Origin of the sequence: [Clostridium] saccharolyticum WM1, from assembly GCF_000144625.1 — a bacterium.
In the GTDB taxonomy this organism is placed as follows: Bacteria; Bacillota; Clostridia; order Lachnospirales; family Lachnospiraceae; genus Lacrimispora; species Lacrimispora saccharolytica.
Genome location: NC_014376.1, coordinates 782,658 through 803,394, shown reverse-complemented (window position 1 = coordinate 803,394; position 20,737 = coordinate 782,658). Strand labels below are relative to the sequence as shown.

At 44.6% G+C, this 20,737-nt stretch carries 17 protein-coding genes, 3 tRNA genes and 3 rRNA genes; 5 read left to right on the top strand and 18 right to left on the bottom strand.

Annotation, left to right across the window (positions count from 1 at the left end):
* Positions 1-4 precede the first annotated feature (4 nt).
* Genes CLOSA_RS22540 through CLOSA_RS03715 form a run of 3 tightly spaced genes read right to left on the bottom strand, consistent with a single transcriptional unit; the run spans position 5 to position 605 of the window.
* Complete coding sequence (locus CLOSA_RS22540; protein WP_013271429.1) at positions 5-172, bottom strand: hypothetical protein; 168 nt, start codon at positions 170-172, stop codon at positions 5-7.
* Between the two features lie 40 nt (positions 173-212).
* Positions 213-374: a hypothetical protein gene (locus CLOSA_RS22535; protein ID WP_013271428.1), complete on the bottom strand. Its 162-nt coding sequence runs from the start codon at positions 372-374 to the stop codon at positions 213-215.
* A 48-nt stretch (positions 375-422) separates the two neighbouring features.
* Positions 423-605, bottom strand: a complete 183-nt coding sequence (locus CLOSA_RS03715) for a hypothetical protein (protein WP_013271427.1) — start codon at positions 603-605, stop codon at positions 423-425.
* Positions 606-735: 130 nt separating this feature from the next.
* Between CLOSA_RS03715 and CLOSA_RS21635 the strand changes: the two genes are divergently transcribed.
* Complete coding sequence (locus tag CLOSA_RS21635; protein ID WP_013271426.1) at positions 736-1,260, top strand: helix-turn-helix domain-containing protein; 525 nt, start codon at positions 736-738, stop codon at positions 1,258-1,260.
* Positions 1,261-1,809: 549 nt separating this feature from the next.
* Positions 1,810-2,856, top strand: coding sequence for a tyrosine-type recombinase/integrase (locus tag CLOSA_RS03705; RefSeq protein ID WP_166431295.1), 1,047 nt, complete (start codon positions 1,810-1,812; stop codon positions 2,854-2,856).
* A gap of 114 nt (positions 2,857-2,970) precedes the next feature.
* Here the strand turns inward: CLOSA_RS03705 and CLOSA_RS03700 are convergent.
* From CLOSA_RS03700 to CLOSA_RS03680, 5 genes are all read right to left on the bottom strand, one after another.
* Positions 2,971-3,043, bottom strand: a tRNA-Gly gene (locus CLOSA_RS03700).
* A 95-nt stretch (positions 3,044-3,138) separates the two neighbouring features.
* A 23S ribosomal RNA gene (locus CLOSA_RS03695) occupies positions 3,139-6,029 on the bottom strand.
* 375 nt (positions 6,030-6,404) lie between these two features.
* Positions 6,405-6,477 (bottom strand) — tRNA-Ala (locus CLOSA_RS03690).
* Between the two features lie 7 nt (positions 6,478-6,484).
* Positions 6,485-6,602 (bottom strand): 5S ribosomal RNA (rrf, locus tag CLOSA_RS03685).
* A gap of 228 nt (positions 6,603-6,830) precedes the next feature.
* Positions 6,831-8,361 (bottom strand): 16S ribosomal RNA (locus tag CLOSA_RS03680).
* Together the 16S, 23S and 5S rRNA genes with 2 tRNA genes alongside form the textbook arrangement of a ribosomal RNA operon.
* Before the next feature lie 1,027 nt (positions 8,362-9,388).
* Here CLOSA_RS03680 and CLOSA_RS03670 point away from each other — a divergent pair.
* Positions 9,389-9,468, top strand: a tRNA-Leu gene (locus CLOSA_RS03670).
* Positions 9,469-9,589: 121 nt separating this feature from the next.
* On the opposite strand, the gene CLOSA_RS03665 is transcribed toward CLOSA_RS03670, so the two are convergent.
* From CLOSA_RS03665 to CLOSA_RS03660, 3 genes are all read right to left on the bottom strand, one after another.
* Positions 9,590-10,102, bottom strand: a complete 513-nt coding sequence (locus CLOSA_RS03665) for a CarD family transcriptional regulator (RefSeq protein ID WP_013271423.1) — start codon at positions 10,100-10,102, stop codon at positions 9,590-9,592.
* Positions 10,103-10,549: 447 nt separating this feature from the next.
* Positions 10,550-10,693, bottom strand: coding sequence for a hypothetical protein (locus CLOSA_RS22530; protein WP_157668985.1), 144 nt, complete (start codon positions 10,691-10,693; stop codon positions 10,550-10,552).
* Positions 10,694-11,267: 574 nt separating this feature from the next.
* The gene (locus tag CLOSA_RS03660) at positions 11,268-11,888 is read right to left on the bottom strand and encodes an NUDIX hydrolase N-terminal domain-containing protein (RefSeq protein WP_013271421.1); all 621 of its coding nucleotides are present in this window, start codon (positions 11,886-11,888) and stop codon (positions 11,268-11,270) included.
* Between the two features lie 300 nt (positions 11,889-12,188).
* Here CLOSA_RS03660 and CLOSA_RS03655 point away from each other — a divergent pair, with 300 nt between their 5' ends.
* Positions 12,189-13,859, top strand: a complete 1,671-nt coding sequence (locus tag CLOSA_RS03655) for a S8 family peptidase (RefSeq protein WP_013271420.1) — start codon at positions 12,189-12,191, stop codon at positions 13,857-13,859.
* 131 nt (positions 13,860-13,990) lie between these two features.
* Positions 13,991-14,173, top strand: a complete 183-nt coding sequence (locus CLOSA_RS03650; RefSeq protein WP_013271419.1) for a hypothetical protein — start codon at positions 13,991-13,993, stop codon at positions 14,171-14,173.
* Positions 14,174-14,261: 88 nt separating this feature from the next.
* On the opposite strand, the gene CLOSA_RS23455 is transcribed toward CLOSA_RS03650, so the two are convergent.
* The 7 genes from CLOSA_RS23455 to CLOSA_RS03620 all read right to left on the bottom strand — a co-directional run bounded on the left by CLOSA_RS23455 (position 14,262) and on the right by CLOSA_RS03620 (position 20,736).
* Positions 14,262-15,215, bottom strand: a complete 954-nt coding sequence (locus CLOSA_RS23455) for a S8 family serine peptidase (RefSeq protein ID WP_330362215.1) — start codon at positions 15,213-15,215, stop codon at positions 14,262-14,264.
* Between the two features lie 114 nt (positions 15,216-15,329).
* Positions 15,330-15,935: a S8 family serine peptidase gene (locus tag CLOSA_RS23450; RefSeq protein ID WP_330362179.1), complete on the bottom strand. Its 606-nt coding sequence runs from the start codon at positions 15,933-15,935 to the stop codon at positions 15,330-15,332.
* Positions 15,936-16,282: 347 nt separating this feature from the next.
* Positions 16,283-16,825: an N-acetylmuramoyl-L-alanine amidase family protein gene (locus CLOSA_RS03640; protein WP_013271418.1), complete on the bottom strand. Its 543-nt coding sequence runs from the start codon at positions 16,823-16,825 to the stop codon at positions 16,283-16,285.
* 237 nt (positions 16,826-17,062) lie between these two features.
* A complete protein-coding gene (locus CLOSA_RS03635; RefSeq protein WP_013271417.1) occupies positions 17,063-17,554 on the bottom strand; it encodes a metallophosphoesterase family protein in 492 nt (163 codons plus the stop codon).
* On the bottom strand, positions 17,532-18,167 hold the full coding sequence (rdgB, locus tag CLOSA_RS03630; RefSeq protein ID WP_013271416.1) for an RdgB/HAM1 family non-canonical purine NTP pyrophosphatase: 636 nt from the start codon (positions 18,165-18,167) through the stop codon (positions 17,532-17,534). The genes CLOSA_RS03635 and rdgB overlap by 23 nt, the downstream gene beginning before the upstream one ends.
* Before the next feature lie 24 nt (positions 18,168-18,191).
* Complete coding sequence (locus tag CLOSA_RS03625) at positions 18,192-19,577, bottom strand: lectin like domain-containing protein (RefSeq protein ID WP_013271415.1); 1,386 nt, start codon at positions 19,575-19,577, stop codon at positions 18,192-18,194.
* Positions 19,567-20,736: a THUMP domain-containing class I SAM-dependent RNA methyltransferase gene (locus tag CLOSA_RS03620; protein WP_013271414.1), complete on the bottom strand. Its 1,170-nt coding sequence runs from the start codon at positions 20,734-20,736 to the stop codon at positions 19,567-19,569. The genes CLOSA_RS03625 and CLOSA_RS03620 overlap by 11 nt, the downstream gene beginning before the upstream one ends.
* Position 20,737 lies beyond the last annotated feature (1 nt).

Genomic DNA, 20,737 nt, shown 5'->3' with positions numbered 1-20,737 from the left:
CCTATCAACTAGTCTTTTTATTATTTATACTTTTAGATATGGGACTAATTTTAATATCTCCGCCAATTATAGGTTTAAGGCCTAGTTCTTCCCTAGCTCTATTTAAGGTGATTTTTCCTCTTGAGTAGAGCCGTCTAATCCTTCCGGCTTCCTTTCTTGCCTTTTTCTCCATAATTTTACGCCCTCTCAATTTTCAATGTACGTCCTGCTGCTCATTCCAGATTAATGGGTTCCATTCCCAGTAACTCCCGGATCTGCTTGATTCGATTGATAATATGATTCCTTTCCTCTTGATCTATCGGATCAGGTCCGGCCAATGATACAAATTCCAGGCATAATTGAATATACTCTACTACCAACTTATCTTTATCCATTTTAATCCGTCCTCTCAATTTTCAATGTACGGCCTGCTGCCCTGGCTGTTAGCCCGTCTTTCGCGGCTCCGGCGATTCTTGCATTCCAGCAAAAACTACAACTGCCGCAGAGAAACCTTCAAGGTAACCCCTTATTTTTTCCGGGCTTTTTTCCCAAATCTGATTCATCTCTTCCATCTGCCCCATGCGTCTTTTGATAACCTCAGGCGTGATCTCGTTTGTTTTCTTCATTTTTTTCACCTCGCTTTCGTTAACTACATCTACACTATATTATATTTAGTCTACTTTGTCAATACTTTTTTGTTGACTGAATCTACTTTATATGTTATTCTCTATTTACAAGTGATGGAGGTGATTATTTTTGAATAATAGGATCAAAGAAGTTAGAAAAAAATTAGGATTAAGCCAGGAAGAATTTGGAAAACGTTTGAGAGTAACAAAAACTTCTATAAGTAAAATTGAGGCCGGAATCAATAACCCATCTGACCAGACCATAAAACTCATATGTTCTGAATTTAGTGTAAATGAAGAATGGCTCCGTACTGGAGCAGGCGGACAAGATAATATGTTCCTATCCGAAGATGTAAAGTATATTCAAAACATTGGTAAACTTGGAACGGAAAAAAATGATTTTAAAAAGTTTTGCTTAAATATGATAATGGGACTTCCTGATGAGTATTGGGATTACATATACAAAGAATTTAAAAAATTTGATAAAGAAATTTCCAATGATGATTCTGGCGATCTGGCCCATAGTGTAAATTCACTAATGAAAGATTTACCAAGAACACCAGAAGAATTTGAAAAGAAGTATCAGCCTGTAGATAAAAATTCAAAAGAAGTTCAGGACTGGATTGCTAAAATGCGCCCAACCCCAAAACATTAACTTTGTTTTACATTAGTAAGAACCGTTTTGTCTCGCCTAAGAAGTCCAAGTTATAGTAAACTAAACTGTTTTTACGAAAGAATACCGCATATATATCTTTTCTTTTAAAATGTATGTACGCTTCATTCATATCTCAATCCCCTTCTTTTGTATTTGTATTTGGGATTGGGTGCAAATTTAATTATAAATATGTTTTTACTTATTGATAGTGGAACTTTTTTCCATTATCTTCCAGCACAAAAAAGCCCTTGCGCGGCCAACGCAAAGGCTTAAAGATACTATACGGGCATGGTCCCGATATAATATAAGGTCATATTTATTATATCATTTTTCCATGCGCCTGTATAGGTGTATTTTTTATGCTCTAAATTAAATAATTTATGGAGGAATGATGTAATGAGTGTTCAGAAACAACGCTACACATCAAAGAAAACAGGGAAAACTACGGTTCGTTATTTTGCTAACGTCTGGTATGCCGTTGAAAGCAGATCCATTACCGGGCCTATGAGAGACAAGGAAAAGGAGGCTCGTAAGGATGAGGTTGATATCATGCGTTCCATCGAAGCTGGACAAGGTAAGAGAAAACAAAAAGAGCGCATGACTACCATTCAGGAAATTTTTGATATCTGGCATGATGCAACCGCACCACCCACATACGCTAATAGCACATGGAGAATTTATGAAAGATTCTACAATGATTATATAAAAGAGGTGTTTGGTGATAAGGCTGTATCCAAAGTTAAAGCTACCCATATACAGAAGTATGTGAACCTTATGAAACAAAGCCATAGCCCTGGTACTATTAATAAGTGTATCAATATACTGTCTAACCTTTTCGGATATGCTGTGTCACCGCTTAAATGCATTACCCCCATGGAAAACCCGATGGAAGGGATTACCCGGTGTACAGTTCCGGTCCGTAAAAAGATTACATGGTCAGATGATGAAATAGCATATTTTTTAAATCTGCAGGAGGTGATGGAATCTCATTATTATCCTATGTTTTGTTTATCCGCCCTCCTTGGAGCGCGTCCCGGTGAAGTATGCGGCCTGACTGAAAATTGCTTAAGCAACAAGCCAACCTATTTAATAGATTTTGACAGAGGTTATGATAATTGGGAATGTGAAACAAACCTTAAGACACATCAATCACACAGGCAGCCACCGATTCCTAAACATCTTTATGATCTGCTACACAAACGGCTCATATGGAAAAAGAAAAATCGCTTAGAGGATAAATCATGGTCTGATAATGATTACCTGTTTGTAAGTCAGAACGGAAATCCTATCAAGCCGAAACAATACGCATATGCTTTTAAACGGTTGCTTGCGGCTCATAACAAGGCCATGGAAGAATATGAAACAGAACATGGATCACTTCCAAATGGTGAAATGAAACTTCCATACATCACCTTATATGGTTTTCGTACAAGCTTTGCGACCAACAATATGCGCCGCTGCCCTAATGCAGCTTTAATTTCTTCCATTATGGGAAATAGCCCAAAAACACTGATCCAGTTTTATACCCAATCAGATACAGAAATGCAGAAAGAATTGATTAATAACTATGTTAATATGGAAAGGACTATATCGTGATACAATCTGGTAAAGCAAAAACTTTAAGGAAAAACTTTAAGTACTTTTATTTATGTAAACTAAATGAGGATTCCCGAAACCCGGAAACCCTCATAAATACTACGTTTTCTTAAGAGCGCGAGACGGGACTCGAACCCGCGACCCCGACCTTGGCAAGGTCGTACTCCACCAACTGAGCCACTCGCGCTTATTTCTTCTCTATTTGGGGTCTTCATATACCCTCAAAACCACACATTGTTACATATCTGTTTTCATCCGTTCTTTCCTCTTACCTAAACCAACCTGGTTAAGCCCTCGACCTATTAGTGACAGTCAGCTCCACATGTTGCCATGCTTCCACCTCTGCCCTATCTACCTCGTCGTCTTCAAGGGGTCTTACTCTTGCGATGGGATATCTCATCTTGAGGGGGGCTTCACGCTTAGATGCCTTCAGCGTTTATCCCTTCCCGACTTGGCTACTCTGCCATGGTGTTGATCACCAACAGATACACCAGAGGTCAGTCCATCCCGGTCCTCTCGTACTAAGGACAGCTCCTCTCAAATATCCTACGCCCACGCCGGATAGGGACCGAACTGTCTCACGACGTTCTGAACCCAGCTCGCGTACCGCTTTAATGGGCGAACAGCCCAACCCTTGGGACCTACTACAGCCCCAGGATGCGATGAGCCGACATCGAGGTGCCAAACCACTCCGTCGATGTGAACTCTTGGGAGTGATAAGCCTGTTATCCCCAGGGTAGCTTTTATCCGTTGAGCGATGGCAATCCCACTTTATACCACCGGATCACTAAGTCCTAGTTTCCTACCTGCTCCACCCGTCGGTGTCGCAGTCAAGCTCCCTTATGCCTTTGCACTCTTCGAATGGTTTCCGTCCATTCTGAGGGAACCTTTGAGCGCCTCCGATACCCTTTCGGAGGCGACCGCCCCAGTCAAACTCCCCGCCTGACATTGTCCCCCAGCCAGGTCATGGCTGCAGGTTAGAAACCCAATACCGCAAGGGTGGTATCCCAACATCGGCTCCACAAAGACTGGCGTCCTTGCTTCTATGCCTCCCACCTATCCTGTACATGCAGTACCGAATCCCAGTATCAAGCTGGAGTAAAGCTCCATGGGGTCTTTCCGTCCTGGCGCAGGTAACCAGCATCTTCACTGGTACTTCAATTTCACCGGGTGCATTGTCGAGACAGCGCTCAAATCATTACGCCTTTCGTGCGGGTCGGAACTTACCCGACAAGGAATTTCGCTACCTTAGGACCGTTATAGTTACGGCCGCCGTTTACTGGGGCTTAAATTCAGAGCTTCGCGTTTCCGCTAACCCCTCCTCGTAACCTTCCAGCACCGGGCAGGCGTCAGCCCATATACCTCACCTTTCGGTTTTGCATAGACCTGTGTTTTTGCTAAACAGTTGCTTGAGCCTATTCTCTGCGGCCTGATTTCTCAGGCACCCCTTATCCCGAAGTTACGGGGTCATTTTGCCGAGTTCCTTAACAATGCTTCTCCCGCCGGCCTTAGGATTCTCTCCTCATCCACCTGTGTCGGTTTACGGTACGGGCACATATCACACAATAGCGGCTTTTCTTGACAGCCCCTACGAAGACTTCCCTACTTGTGTTCGGTACGCGTCACACCTTCCTGTTGCCAGATGGATTTTCCATTCTGGCCAGTAAAATGCTTGCCCCGGTCTTTTCATTCCCGGGTTCTTCCTCGGTTCTGTGTCCCCACAGTTCTGATGATATGCGGTACAGGAATTTCAACCTGTTGTCCATCGACTACGTCTTTCGACCTCGCCTTAGGCCCCGACTTACCCAGAGCAGATCAGCTTTACTCTGGAAACCTTAGATATTCGGCCTGGAGGATTCTCACCTCCATCTCGCTACTCATTCCGGCATTCTCTCTTCTTAACACTCCACATCTCCTTACGGTAATGCTTCTGTGCGTTAAGAATGCTCCTCTACCAATGTATTTACATACATTCCACAGCTTCGGTGTCGTGTTTTAGCCCCGGACATTTTCGGCGCAGGACCTCTCGACTAGTGAGCTATTACGCACTCTTTGAATGTGTGGCTGCTTCTAAGCCAACATCCTAGTTGTCTCTGAAATCCCACATCCTTTTCCACTTAACACGCACTTTGGGACCTTAGCTGGTGGTCTGGGCTCTTTCCCTTTTGACTGCCCAACTTATCTCGTGCAGTCTGACTCCCGTACATCATCTGACCGGCATTCGGAGTTTGATATTCTTTGGTAAGCTTTGACGCCCCCTAGGAAATTCAGTGCTCTACCTCCGGCAGACTAATACGAGGCTAGCCCTAAAGCTATTTCGAGGAGAACCAGCTATCTCCGGGTTCGATTGGAATTTCTCCCCTACCCACACCTCATCGCCACCCTTTTCAACGGATGTGCGTTCGGTCCTCCATTTCCTTTTACGGAAACTTCAACCTGGACATGGGTAGATCACCCGGTTTCGGGTCTACCTTTACTGACTCATTCGCCCTATTAAGACTTGGTTTCCCTTCGGCTCCGCACCTTCAGTGCTTAACCTTGCCAGTAACGGTAACTCGCCGGACCGTTCTACAAAAAGTACGCGGTTCCACTTAAAATGTGGTTCCACAGCTTGTAAACACAGGGTTTCAGGTTCTCTTTCACTCCCCTCCCGGGGTCCTTTTCACCTTTCCTTCACAGTACTATGCGCTATCGGTCACTAAGTAGTATTTAGCCTTGGGGGGTGGTCCCCCCGAATTCCCACAAGGTTTCTCGTGTCTCGTGGTACTTTGGATCCTGCTCGCTGACTATTGCTTTCCCATACAAGGCTTTCACTTTCTATGGCCGGTCTTTCCAGGACCGTTCTGGTAACAAATCGTCTCACTTCTTGCAGTCCATAACCCCAGTATGCACGCATACTGGTTTAGGCTCCTTCCATTTCGCTCGCCGCTACTTTGGAAATCGAGTTTTCTTTCTTTTCCTCCGGGTACTTAGATGTTTCAGTTCCCCGGGTTCCCGACGTATGGCTATGGATTCACCATACGACAACTGAGGTTTGCTCAGCTGGGTTTCCCCATTCAGATATCTCCGGATCAAAGGATATTTGCTCCTCCCCGAAGCTTTTCGCAGCTTATCACGTCTTTCATCGGCTCTTAGTGCCAAGGCATCCACCCTGCGCTCTTATTAGCTTAACCAATTCGATGTTCACCTGCGGGTGCGGGCTACTGATCTAAGATACATAGCGTTGTATCTCTGGTCTTAGGTTTGTTATTTCACCGTACGTTACGGTTACTTTAACGAGTTTTGTTTGGTTACATCTTTCAATGTAACACCTCGGATGTCTTGATGTCGTCTTTATACTTTACCGTATAAAAACTCTATCTAGATATATTTCAATATGTGGTTTTCAAGGTACATGCGCGATGCAATCAGAAGCGTGCACAATCATATGGAAAACTGTGTTGAACACTTGTGTTCCTAAGCAGCTTTTATGTGATTGTATAGGCGTGGAACGCCGTGACTGAGAAAAGCGTCAGCTTTTCGAAGTACACCTTCGTAACTACATCAAATGGAGATGGAGAGATTCGAACTCTTGACCCCCTGCTTGCAAGGCAGGTGCTCTCCCAACTGAGCTACACCCCCATAAATAATCTGGCACCCACCTGCTCTCCCATGCCGTCTCCAGCATAGTACCATCGGCCGCTTAAGTCTTAACCATCGTGTTCGGGATGGGAACGGGTGTCTCCCCTAAGCGCATCGGCACCAGAAATTTCGTGTCTCACTAGTAATGCGTGCACAATTAAGCGGAAAACTGTGTTGAAAGCTTGCTTTCATAAGCAGTTTTTTGATTCATTGTATAAGCGGCGCAGCCGCGACCGAGCGAATTATTCGCGAGGTTCCACATTACGGTTCTCTTGGTGTTTCTTTATTCTTTTTACTTCCTTTGAAAACCAAAGACTCAACAGTATCTAAAACCCTTACTTCTTCTTCCTTAGAAAGGAGGTGATCCAGCCGCACCTTCCGATACGGCTACCTTGTTACGACTTCACCCCAGTTATCAGTCCCGCCTTCGGCAGCTCCCTCCTTACGGTTGGGTCACTGACTTCGGGCGTTACCAACTCCCATGGTGTGACGGGCGGTGTGTACAAGACCCGGGAACGTATTCACCGCGGCATTCTGATCCGCGATTACTAGCGATTCCAGCTTCATGTAGTCGAGTTGCAGACTACAATCCGAACTGAGACGTTATTTTTGGGGTTTGCTCCAGATCGCTCCTTTGCTTCCCTTTGTTTACGCCATTGTAGCACGTGTGTAGCCCAAATCATAAGGGGCATGATGATTTGACGTCATCCCCACCTTCCTCCAGGTTATCCCTGGCAGTCTCCCCAGAGTGCCCAGCCGAACTGCTGGCTACTAAGGATAAGGGTTGCGCTCGTTGCGGGACTTAACCCAACATCTCACGACACGAGCTGACGACAACCATGCACCACCTGTCTGGAATGCCCCGAAGGGAAGGCCCCGTTACGGACCGGTCATTCCGATGTCAAGACTTGGTAAGGTTCTTCGCGTTGCTTCGAATTAAACCACATGCTCCACCGCTTGTGCGGGTCCCCGTCAATTCCTTTGAGTTTCATTCTTGCGAACGTACTCCCCAGGTGGAATACTTATTGCGTTAGCGGCGGCACCGAAGAGCTTTGCTCCCCAACACCTAGTATTCATCGTTTACGGCGTGGACTACCAGGGTATCTAATCCTGTTTGCTCCCCACGCTTTCGAGCCTCAACGTCAGTTACAGTCCAGTAAGCCGCCTTCGCCACTGGTGTTCCTCCTAATATCTACGCATTTCACCGCTACACTAGGAATTCCACTTACCTCTCCTGCACTCCAGCACCACAGTTTCCAAAGCAGTCCCGGGGTTGAGCCCCGGGCTTTCACTCCAGACTTGCAGTGCCGTCTACGCTCCCTTTACACCCAGTAAATCCGGATAACGCTTGCCCCCTACGTATTACCGCGGCTGCTGGCACGTAGTTAGCCGGGGCTTCTTAGTCAGGTACCGTCATTTTCTTCCCTGCTGATAGAGCTTTACATACCGAAATACTTCTTCACTCACGCGGCGTCGCTGGATCAGGGTTTCCCCCATTGTCCAATATTCCCCACTGCTGCCTCCCGTAGGAGTTTGGGCCGTGTCTCAGTCCCAATGTGGCCGGTCACCCTCTCAGGTCGGCTACTGATCGTCGGCTTGGTGGGCCGTTACCTCACCAACTACCTAATCAGACGCGGGTCCATCTCATACCACCGGAGTTTTTCACACTGTGCCATGCAGCACTGTGCGCTTATGCGGTATTAGCAGCCGTTTCCAACTGTTATCCCCCTGTATGAGGCAGGTTACCCACGCGTTACTCACCCGTCCGCCGCTCAGTCACTTTTAATTCCATCCGAAAACTTCCTTAAAAGTGCTTCGCTCGACTTGCATGTGTTAAGCACGCCGCCAGCGTTCATCCTGAGCCAGGATCGAACTCTCAAATTTAAGCAGATAGTCTTTGAAAGCGGTCGTAGATTTGCCAGAAATCCCGTTGGAAGTTTACTTCCATAAGGGAGTTATGGGAAAGCTGCGAACATTTGCGAAGCAAATGGTAGCGAATGAAGCAAAGCTTCATGAGCCTACCGCCCGGACTAGCCATCCAGTTCAATCCACGGTCAAAATCAACAAACTAGCTAATTTATTTCCCGTTTTACTTGTTGTTTGGTTCGTATACAATTACTTGTATTCGTTCTGAAATTTTCTCATTCAAAGCCATCAAACATGGCTTGTTTTATTAGAATTTTCAGGGTTTTACATACTGTTCAATCTTCTGTTTTCAAAGTGCTGATTTTGCTTTGCTGTCTCAGCAGCAACTTTCATAGGATATCATGTCCGGTTGTTTTTGTCAACCTTTTTCTACATTTTCTTCAAAACTTTTTCATCGGTCATTGATGTGTTTTGGAAGAAGTTTTGCCGCCGTTTTCAGCGGCGAGTTACATTATACCAAAGCATTCGATAAAAGTCAACATTTATTTTCATTTTTTTTAATAAATGTTAAAAACATAATTAAAAGCCAAACTATAGAACAATGTAGAACATATCTATGTTTAATCTCTGTAGACAGAAACAATTCGAAAACAGTCCATCTAACCTAATTATAGTTCTTTCATTAACAGCCCATCAATCACCGTTTTTCTATTTTTCTAAATATACTTATAAGATCTTCCTGTCTCCATTAATAATAACTTTTTATTAGCTGCCGGGCAAATAGTAATCCAATTCTTGAAAAACCGCATTGCTCATATATTCCAATGGAGCGTCATATCATCCTTGACTCCATTGCTCTTTTTCAACTGGAAGAGGTTGAAAGAAACGTTCAATAAGAAATTGTAATCGAATAGAATTCTTTAAACCATTGCAGCAGAAATTTTAACAGCAGACCTGTTGTTTTTTAGTAAATATCTGCCATAGAAAAATGCCTCCTTTTTCTTGACTTTTTTACTTTCAAATGGTATCATTTATGTTGTTGCCAGCGGGTATGGCGGAATTGGCAGACGCGCCAGATTTAGGTTCTGGTGGGAGACCGTGCAGGTTCAAGTCCTGTTACCCGCAGTTTTACATATGATAAAAAAACACCGAAAGTCCTGGTAGTTACAAGGAATTTCGGTGTTTTTAATATCAGGAGTTTGCGGCCGCCTGACTGTCATAGTTAAATAGGGCATAAATTCCTCCATTATTCAATGACTAATTTCTTTACTCTGGTTCTGACAAATTCTTTTACTGCTTTAACATCCATATTAAGGGAAATGGCCAATTCTCCATAAAAGTTTTCTTCTGCTAATTTAAAATACTTTGTATCTATCGTAGTTAATTTTTTGCCGTCTTTTAATCTGGACTGTTTCCGAAAATAGATTGTCTTAATGATCTTAACCAATTCACGGCAATCACACCTTTTCATGGCTTCTTTATATTCAGATTCCCTTCTCTTTTCATCAGCAACCCACAGGGAATCAATATTTTTTATATCATCAATCAGTTTCATAGCTTCATCTTTAGGAATTACAGGTCTCATGATAACTTTATCGTTATCCACAGGAGTATAAAACTTACTTCCTTTTATAAAATAAGGATTTAAGGTATAATACATTTTATTCCTTGGCATATCGGCTATTTCTAAAACGCCAACGTGCTCAACCCTGCAGATCCCTTTACTTCCAAATACAATATTATCACCTACTTGATACATGTCTACATCTCCTATTGGGAAAGCTTAAAAGTTCAATTCTTGCTCCGGTTTTGCATTATCCGCTGGATCGAATTTCATGGTTTGCAGGAAACAGGCACTTGTGATTCTCTTCATTATGGCACCTCCTATCCAATATAATAATTATATATTATCACATTTTAGGCTTTTTTGTCAGAACTTTTTTTCAAACCCTTTATTTTTAGTAAATATTATAAAGTGATATGCGAATGTTTTTGTATATTAATACAAGCATCCAAAAAAATTTTAGATGCACCAACCATTGGTGATTCTTTTACACCTAAGTTCTGTCTTTCACAAAAAATACCGGACGCCTAAAATCGTCCGGTATTGTATTCGGCTGCTCTTTATTGATGGATAAGTGCTCTTATATCTTCCGGACTGGTGTCCAAATTTCGCTGTAGGCATAATCTGTCCTATGCTCATCCATTATTGTAAAGGTAAATCAGGGAGATTGATGATCTCAACCGGTAGCAGGCAGCCACTGGGATTAGAACCTTGCCACAATGCTTTGCATGGCGGCCGGGAATGGTCCTTCAGCAGGAGAGACCGCCCAGGTATATCATTTTTCATATTCACAACCTCCTTTCCGTAATTTTTATTATCAAGCCCTTAACAAATGATTCGTTCTTGATAATCCCTTTCATCATAACCCATATTTTACCAACTATCAATATGAATTATTTTAGGACGTTTGGTTCATTCTCAGAAAATACCAGTGTACTTTATCGAATAACTGTTGTAAGATATTTAAAAACAATAAAGAGGTACATAAATGCTGAATACAAATAATAAGAACAATTCATACGAGGACTGTTTCGCTCTCGGAATCAGTTTAGGCCTGATATTCGGAGCAATTATAAATAGCTTGGGAATGGGATTAATAATGGGGATATCCTTAAGTCTGTTGTTAAATAAAGGCTGCTTTAAAATTCATTAATTATTACATAGAACTAAGAAAAACAAATCCTTTAACATATCAGAAATTTTCAGTTCCAGTCGTTCTCTTTTTTATGCAATTTTTTATCTCTTTATCCCAAATCCAGAGACAGTACATCCATGATATCCGGAAAACAGCCGGCCGGAGTTTTTTTGTGAATTATGGATACCCGTTGAGAAAAAGCAGGAAAAACGTCAGGCCCTATACCTAATCCAATAAGGTTTTCCACTGCTGATCAAAATAGGCCTGGAAACACATCCTTATCTGCTCTGCATTGCACTTTTCTTCAGCCAGAGGGGGCAATTCTTCCAGAGAAAAATACCGGCTATCCGTGGTTTCATGATTTATTTGAAAGGAACCGCCAATAACCGTACACTCCATGAAAATCTTACAGATCTTATAGGCATAAACAGGGAGATTGTGTTTTTCCCGGTCCTGTACGGCAATGACCCGGAGGACCTTTACCTCAAGACCGGCCTCTTCCTTGACTTCCTTGATGATATTCTCCTTTACCGATCGATTTACATCCACCCAGCCTCCGGGCAATGACCACTTTCCATTTGTCTCTTTTACCAAAAGAATCCTGTTGTCCTTAAAAATTGCGGCCCTGGAATCGATCTTAGGCGTTTGATAGCCGATTTCGCCACAAAACAGATCCTTGACCTTTTCAACAGGCATTTCTGACTGATTGCTGATTATATCAGCCGAAATCTCACGGATTCTTTCATACCGCTCCTGATCAAAACAATCCTTTGCATAAAACAGTCCGGCCTGGGCGATTGCCTGCAACTCAACCGCCCATTCAAGCCACTTTTTATTTTTCATCATTTCTACCTTTCTGAGATCCTGTTATGAATATATTATATCAGGGCTTTAGAAGGATCAATCTTTTTTTACAGATACCGTAATCTGATAAAAGCATCTGGATTTCTTGTATATGCAATTGTTCAGGTGTTTTTATCTTTTGCATTGTGTCTGCCGGTCCATTCTTCATATTTTCCCTTTTTCTTCCATATCATTTAACATACATATCAGCCCGGCAGCGCTGCCGGGACAGCCCAATATCAGACAGCCGCTTCATTACTTATTCCATGACCGGGCTGTCAGTAACAGCAAGGAGACGTAACTGTGAAAAAAATTCTGGATAATAATTTTTACGATTTACTCATCACCAATCCGGTGACTGCCGCCCCCGGCGATGACAGCATTACCTTTTTAAACAACCGGCATTCCTTGCTGCATATCCCGACTGCCGCCATAAACATCTGCAATTTGGCAAATTATCCCGCTCACACGTTTCCTTCTTTATATACTCCCACTGCCACTGTCAGTCTGGAACAGACCGGTGTTGGAAATGTCCAGCGCAATCCTGCTTTGGCTCTTTTCGGAGAAGGCGTAATCGTTGTTATCATCGATACAGGCATTGATTACCGTCATCCCGCCTTCCGGAACAGCGACGGTTCCTCACGGATCCTCACAATATGGGATCAGACCCAGCAGGAAGGAACTCCTCCGGAAACATTTACCTTTGGTACGGAATACAGCCAGGAGACCATCAACACTGCTTTAAATTCGGAGGATCCTTTATCCATTGTACCCACAACCGATTCCAATGGACATGGAACGGCCATTGCAAGCGTTATCGCCGGAACCCCAAACTTACTGGAAGCCTTCAGCGGGGTAGTTCCCCAGTCTGATCTGGTGATCGTAAAGCTGAAAGAAGCAAAGGAGAATTTAAAAAATTTTTATTTTGTCCCAAGTGATATTTTATGCTTTCAGGAATCGGATATTATGTTTGGTTTCCGCTATTCCCTTACTATTTCTGAAAGATTCAGCCGCCCTGTTGTCACCTGCATTGCCATGGGAAGCAGCTTGGGGGGACATGACGGGAGAGGCGCTCTAAGCGGTTACTTAAATGACCTGGCGCTGCAGCCTGGCATCGGCATATCCGTTTCTGCCGGTAACGAAGGAAACAGCCAGAGGCATTATTTTAACTCCACCCTGTTAGAGCCCTTCTATAATGACTTTGAATTAAGAATCGGGGAAAATGATAAAATGTTTTCTTTGGAAATCTGGTCATATTCCCTGGGACGGGTATCCATTGACATTTCCTCGCCAAACAGAGAGTCCACCCAGCAGATATATCCTTCCATTGGTGATTGCCGGTCCTTTAACTTTGTGTTTACCCCTACCACCATCTATGTAAACAATTATGTATTTGAGGAAGAAACCGGAGACCAGTTAATCTTCGTGCGATTTCAGAATACCACCCCAGGGATCTGGCGGATCCGGGTCAGGTCCGTTGAAAATGAGCCTCTGTCCTTTCATGCCTGGCTGCCCGCAGGCAACCTGATATCCAACCAGACCTTTTTCATTAACTCCTCCCCGGATACCACCATTACTTCCCCTGGAAACGGCAGGCGCCAGTTAACTGTGACCGCCTATAATCAGGTGAACAATTCTATTCTCGGTGAGTCAAGCAGAGGCTATACAAGGATCGGTATGGTCAAACCGGACATTGCCGCCCCCGGGTATCAGCTTACCTGTGCAACCCCGGGAAACGGATACGGTTCTGTAACGGGAACCGGACCTGCTGCCGCCCATGCTGCCGGCATCACTGCCATGATATTTGAATGGGCCATTGCCAGGGGAAATTACAGAACCATGAACGGTGTGGATGCCAGCCGTCTGATGATCCGGGGGGCCATAAGGACCAGCACATACACTTACCCAAATAACATTTGGGGATACGGCCAGGTGGATGTGGAAAATGTATTCCGGCAGCTTACCAGCATTTAACAGGCAAAGGATCGGTTTGGTCCCTTAAAAACGGAGCAGAATCGCTTAAAAATTAATTTTCATCCCTATATCCAGAAACTTAAATAATAGGAACTTTACAACTGTTATATAATTTTCTGGGAGGTGATCGTATGAGACACTGGAATAAGAAATATGAAAAAAGGCTGGAAGAAGAATTCGACCGTTTGGAGGCGGCCAGCAGGGAGGTCATAACTCCTTCTGCGCCTCCTGGAGAATTTGAAGGCATCATAGCAGAAATGGAGCGCAGGGGAATTGAGCCAAAGATCAGAAAAGAATTGAAAAAAGGGAAATAGGCGGGCCGGGTTTTTCAAAAGCCCGCCATTTTTAATCTTGGGTAGGGTTCATGGATGCTTTCGCCCCTCCAGTCTGAAGGTATTTGTTTTAAACGCCTGTCATCAGCGCAAACACATGTTCCGCATCCACCTGGCCATATCCCCACACATTGTTTGGATAAATATAGGAAGGATCTCTCCTGGCCGCCCGTATGACCATCCGGTTGACCTGATATCCGGTAACAGCCGTGAAATTTCCTTTGCTATAAGCCCACTCCATTACCATTGCCGTGATTCCGGCTGCATGAGCGGCAGCAGCTCCTGTACCAGTTGCGGTACCATATTGAAAGCCGGGAAGTGCACAGGGAAGCTGGTAGCCAGGGGCGGCTACATCCGGTTTTATCAGCCCCAGTCTTGTATATCCCCTGCTTGATTCATTAAGAATGGTTCCATCCAGCTGGTTATACGCCGCAACAGTCAGAGGGTGCACCGCATCTCCCTGAGAGGTTATGGTGGTATCCGGACTGGCGTTTAAGAAAAAAGTCTCATTAGATATAAGATTTCCAGACGGCAGCCAGCTATGAAAAGTAAAAGGTTCGTGATTCATACTGCCGACTTTAAAATACCAGGATCCTTCCGCTGCATTCTGGAAACGTACCAGTATCAACTGATCTCCTGTTTCCTCTTCAAAAATTATATTATTTACCCATACAACCGTATTCACAGATTGAAAGACGATTTTATTGCACTCACCTCTGGCAGGATAAATGGTCTGGGATGATTCCCAGGTAGGAGCAGTTATCTCAATATAAAGCCTTGAAGGTATGTAAGGCCAAATTTCCATGGTAAAGCCTTTATCAAGGTTTCCCACATTTAAGCGAAAGTCATTTTCAAACGGCTCTAACCTGGTACTGTTGTAATAATGTCTCCGGCTGTCTCCTTCATTACCGGCAGAAACTGCTACACCGATTTTAGGCAGCTGTACCAGATAATCCAGATAAATGCTGGATGCTCCCCGCCCATCGTGACCTCCCTGGCTGCTTCCAAGAGCAATGCATATCACCAAAGGACGGTTCAGCCTTTGAGCGGTAGAGACTAAATACCGGATCCCCAGGATGATATCGGATTCCTGATAACACAGAGCGCTTTCCGGAACAGAGAATAGTCTCTTTAAGTTTTATTTTGCTTCTTTCAGTTTTACCACCACAAGATCTGCATCCGGAACTACGCCGCTGAAGTTATAATCGTCGTTGGGCCGCCCGGCAATGATGCTTGCAATGGCAGTTCCGTGACGGTTGGGATCCACCGTGGGAACGATAGAAAGGGGATCTTCCGATATTAATGCAAAATTAATCAGTTCTCTGGTATATTCAGCACCAAAGGAAAATCCCCTGGGAGGGGTGCTTCCTACCTGGGTCTGATCCCATATGGACAGGATTCTGGTTGTTCTGTCATTAAACTTAAACGCTGGATGGCGGTAATCAATGCCGGTATCCACAATCCCGATGATCACTCCTCTCCCATGCAAACCAAAGCCGGCCGCCCGCTGAACAGCTCCGACACCGGATCTTTCGATGCTGACAGATGATTCCAGAGTATATAAATCAGGAAAAGAATGATAGGCATTGATGCCTAAATCACAGACCTCCATTTGTTCCTTCGGTATATGGAGCAGGGAATTAAATTCATTCAGCATCGTAATATTATCACCCGTATTATAGGTTGGAACCATGGCATTACTAATGATCAGATCATAATATCCATTATCCAGTATTTTTTCCATATTGCGGCCTCCTGCCAGTTTCAAATGAAGCATATGATATATTTTATGCAGAAGGGGTTCCAATATGAGCGGAAGAATCATCTATGATTGACTGAATAAAGCAGCAATAGAGATGTTATATGAATATTTATATTATATAGTTACAAATCCGGATATATTTACAAAAAACTAACAGCAAATCTATAAAATATTACTTATTTCCCTTTACTTAACCGATAATTTGCGCTATAATTTATTTAACTCTTCTTAGGAGTACCGTATTTCCCCAATCCTGCGGTGCTCCATTTTTTTGATTATTTTCAACTTTCACAGATTCTTCACATTTTCATCAATTTTCCAACACATTCTCACCGTATATTAATACCTGTAAACAGGCCAGAGAGACCTTTTATATACATTTTTTTCATACTCAGCCGGCAGGATCCCCCTCTTGCCGGCTTCCTCCCTTTTGATGACAGGATAATATAATTCACTTTCAATTCAGGGGATCCAATACGACAGCCGTTTCCTTTAGATCCATCCGGTTCCAGGTAATACCATTTCCCATTGACCTCCTTCCAACCAAAAGCCATGGAACCGTCAGACTCCAGATAATACCATTTTCCGCCGATTTCTTTCCAGCCAACAGCCATGGAACCGTCTGCCCCCAGATAATACCGCTTCTGAGCTGCATCCTGATACCAGCCCGTTTTCATGATTCCGTTTTCATCAAAATAATACCATTTGCCATCATCCGTTTTCAGCCAGGAATTTCTTTGTTTCTGGCCATTTCTAAGGACATAGTGCCATTGGCCTTCCTCTTGCCTCCACTCCCCGGCAAACGACTGTACGGGAAACACCAGGCTCATGGCAGTCAGGACCGCCAATATTTTAACCCTATTTTTACTCATATATTCCTCCTTGCATACGACAAAGTTAGTTCAAGCTAACCAGCGTATGATATAATATCCAGCAATCTATGAGTAAGCCGGTAAACGAGAAAAATCTAAACTGATATCTGGTGATAAATTATCATCAATAAAAAGCAGGAAAACCGCCTTGCGGCCTTCCTGCCTGAAAATCTGTTTTAGCCCTTGATTAAACACTGCGGCCCAGTCAGAGCCGGCCGTTGGTTCAGAAAACTTCGTTTATTTCTCCAGAAACTTCAGGGTAAAATGGGCCTCCCCCTGATCATCGGTCTCCATAATCATGTAGGATGGCTTTCTCCCCTCCTGCCGCGGATAGGAAAGGCTGCCTGGATTTAAAATGATAATTCCGTTATGTACTTCGTAAAAAGGCTTGTGGGTATGGCCATACATTGCAATGTCAAGACCCCTGTCCGCCGCCTCCTGTTCCAGACGTTCGATCCCCAGAGATACATTATAATAATGCCCATGGGTCAGCAATGCCCGGTATTTCCCTATTTTCACTTCCCTCTCCCGGTCCAGGTCCGAGAAAAAGTCGTTGTTTCCAAGAACCATCTGAAGCTCACAGCCAGCGGGAATCCAGTCAGCGATCTTGTCTTCACTGCCTTCAGAATCCCCCAGATGGATCAGCATATCAAGCGGCTTTGTTTCTGCAATGATTTTCTGCAAACTCTCATCCTTGCGGTGTGTATCACTGACGATCAGTACTTTCATGAAACTCCCCTCCTGTAAAAAATTCAGTAAGCTTATGCTTCATAGCCTCCAGAGCCTTTCCGCGGTGGCTGATTTTATTCTTCTGCTCCAGGGTAATCTGGGCGCTGGTGACTCCCCATTCCGGTAAATAAAGAATCGGGTCATAGCCAAAACCGCCCTCTCCTGCAGGCCGGTCAGCCAAACGTCCTTCCATGGACTCTTCCGTATGAAGCACTTTCCCATCGGGGAGAACTGCAGCAATATTGCAGACAAAACGGGCGCTTCTTTCTCCGCCCTTTGCATGGGCCGCCCTGTCAAGGATATTCTGGTTTTTTATTTCATAGGAAGTATCCTCTCCCATATATCTAGCGGAAAGGATTCCAGGCTCGCCGTTTAAGCAGTCCACAACCAGACCGGAATCGTCTGCAAGAACGATCCCTCCGGTTTTTTTCCACACTGCTATGGCCTTTATCTCGGCATTTTCCCCAAATGTACTTCCATCTTCCACAATATCCAGGTCAGCACCGGCTTCTTTCATGGAGAGGACTTCCTTTCCCAGGTCCTTAAGGATCTCCCTGACCTCCCGCATCTTCCCTTCATTCCCTGTGGCAAATACGATCCTGCTATCGTTCATTTCTTCCTTCCTCCATAAACTTTTTTACCGGTTCTTAGTGTACGCTTTTAAGCACAGATTACAGTTTTGATTCTCCACCCGTTCCCAAGCCATGCCATCGGCACTGATGTATCCTTCCCCGTCTGAGAGATTGACAAAGGTGCGGCCGTCTCCTGCATCATACTCAATGGCTGCAGGATGAACTGCATCCGGGGTAGTGATCTTTACGATCACTGCAAACCGTTCTCCGGAGGAAAGCACTAAGTCCTCCTGGGGGGGTCCCGTAAGAGGTACCGTATAATATCCTCCATATTCAAAACTCCCCTTGGTAAGAAAAACCTTCCGGTCAAACTCCCGGCCTTCTACAATCCCGGGTTCTTCCCCGGCATGACGCACCACATAGACTTCATAAGAGGTACCCGGGCCTGTGGCATAAAAGCCGGCTGCTTCCAGGCGCTGGGGAGCATCACCGGCTTCGTAGACATTGGAAAACCATATGGTATCTTGTCCATACCCCATCTGGCCCACCCAGCCCCTTAAATCCGACTGATATATATGATCATAATTATCCGTCTCTTCCACAACCGTATAAATAATATTGTTCCTTCCAATATTGGAATCATAATAAGACACGTAAAAATAACCCTGGTCCCCGAATCCGTCTCCCCAGCTGTTCATGCAGATAAATGCTCCGTCTCCCTGGACTTCCTCACGAAAGTTCTCCCTGGGATATGCATCATCCCAGCCTACGATCACAGAATCATGGTTCGGAGGCTCCGGGCCTAAGTAGCAATAGGCGAACTCCTTCTCATTGTAAGAAACAGACCGGCTTTCCCTGCCGGACAGTGAGGAATAAAGAGAGCTTTGCACACCTCCATATGCAAGCACAGCCCGTTTGATCTTCTCATAATCCCTGCCGGGAAGGAGCTGGATCTCCTGAACGTGCTTTACTGCCTTTAGACCATCGGGAGAATAGCCGTCGCCGTATGGATCGTCTTCTTCCGATACCGGTCCTCTCCATGATAACAGATAAGCCATGGACATAGTGTATTCTCCTCCTTCTTCCTGAGGAATACAAAAACCATTATTTAAGGACATATGGTCTTCCGAAAAATCATAGCTCTCCTCCGGCAGAAATCCTGCTTCCAGGGCCTGAAGCGAAGCAAATGCCCAACAGGTGCCGATGGAACCCTGGTTTTTCACAGAAGGAACCCGGCCTTTTTTTCTCCCGTCATAGGAAGCCGGGAGCTGCCCGTTTATAAGTTCTGTTCTTCCGGACTCTGTCCGGCTATGCATTTCCCTGCTTTCAGACTCTTTTTCATAATCCCAGGCTGTGTCCATGGAAGGGTCTGTTTCCAGGCTGGATATCCAAAATCCTGCCCCAAAACATACAATCATCAGAAGCAGAGAAAACCACTTTTTATTCTTCAACCGAATCTCCCGCTTTTCTTCTTGGGGGCTTTGGCCCCATAAACTGATAAAAATAGGTTTTCATCATACCGTTATATATCTTCCGGTTTTTATCTGCCTTTCTGCCCATATATTTCTCCGCCTCCTCATAAGCAGTGATCATGTACAGAGACCAGGCGTCAAGGGCTTTATACCGTTCCCCGATCTGGCGGTACAATTCCGGTAAATTCTTCTTTTCTTCAATTCGTTCCCCGTAAGGCGGATTAGTAATAATGAATCCGTACTTTTTCGGATGGCTTAAAGCGGTCAGAGGTCTTTGCTGAAAATGGATCATATGATCCACTCCGGCAGACTCTGCATTGGCTCTGGCAGCCTTTACGATCTCACCGTCAATGTCATAGCCTTGAATGTCCACTTTTACATTGGTGTCCATAAGGTCGCTCGCTTCATCCATGGTCTCATACCAGCACTTTCTCGGGATCAGATTTTTCCATTCCTCCGCAAGAAAAGAACGGTTCATACCGGGAGCCATATTGGCCGCCATCATAGCTGCTTCGATGAGAAAGGTCCCACTTCCGCAGAAAGGATCTACCAAAATCCGGTCTTTGTTCCACGGAGTGAGCAAAATAAGGGCAGCAGCCAGAGTCTCGGTAATCGGTGCCTTACTGGTCAGGGTACGGTACCCTCTCTTATGAAGGGAGTCTCCCGTAGTATCAATGCCAACAGTCACCTGGTCCTTATGAAGGAATACCCTGAGCGGGTAACTGCTTCCGCTCTCAGGAAACCATTCCACACCATAAGCCCCTTTTAACCGTTCCACCATGGCTTTCTTCATAATGGACTGGATATCCGAGGGGCTGAATAATTTGCTTTTAATGGAGGAAGCCTTTGCCACCCAGAACTTTCCATCCTGGGGGATATACTCCTCCCAGCAAATGGCTCTGGTCCCCTGAAATAGCTCTTCAAAGGTTTCTGCAGAAAAGCTTCCCACCTTTAATAAAACTCTTTCCGCTGTACGCAAAAACACATTGGACCGGCAGATTGCTTCATCATCTCCAATAAAAGTAACCCTTCCATCCTCAACGGATGCAATGTCATAACCCAGATCGGTAATCTCTCTTTTTAAAACTGCTTCCATGCCAAAGTGGCAGGGTGCGATCAATTCAAATGTTTTTTTCACC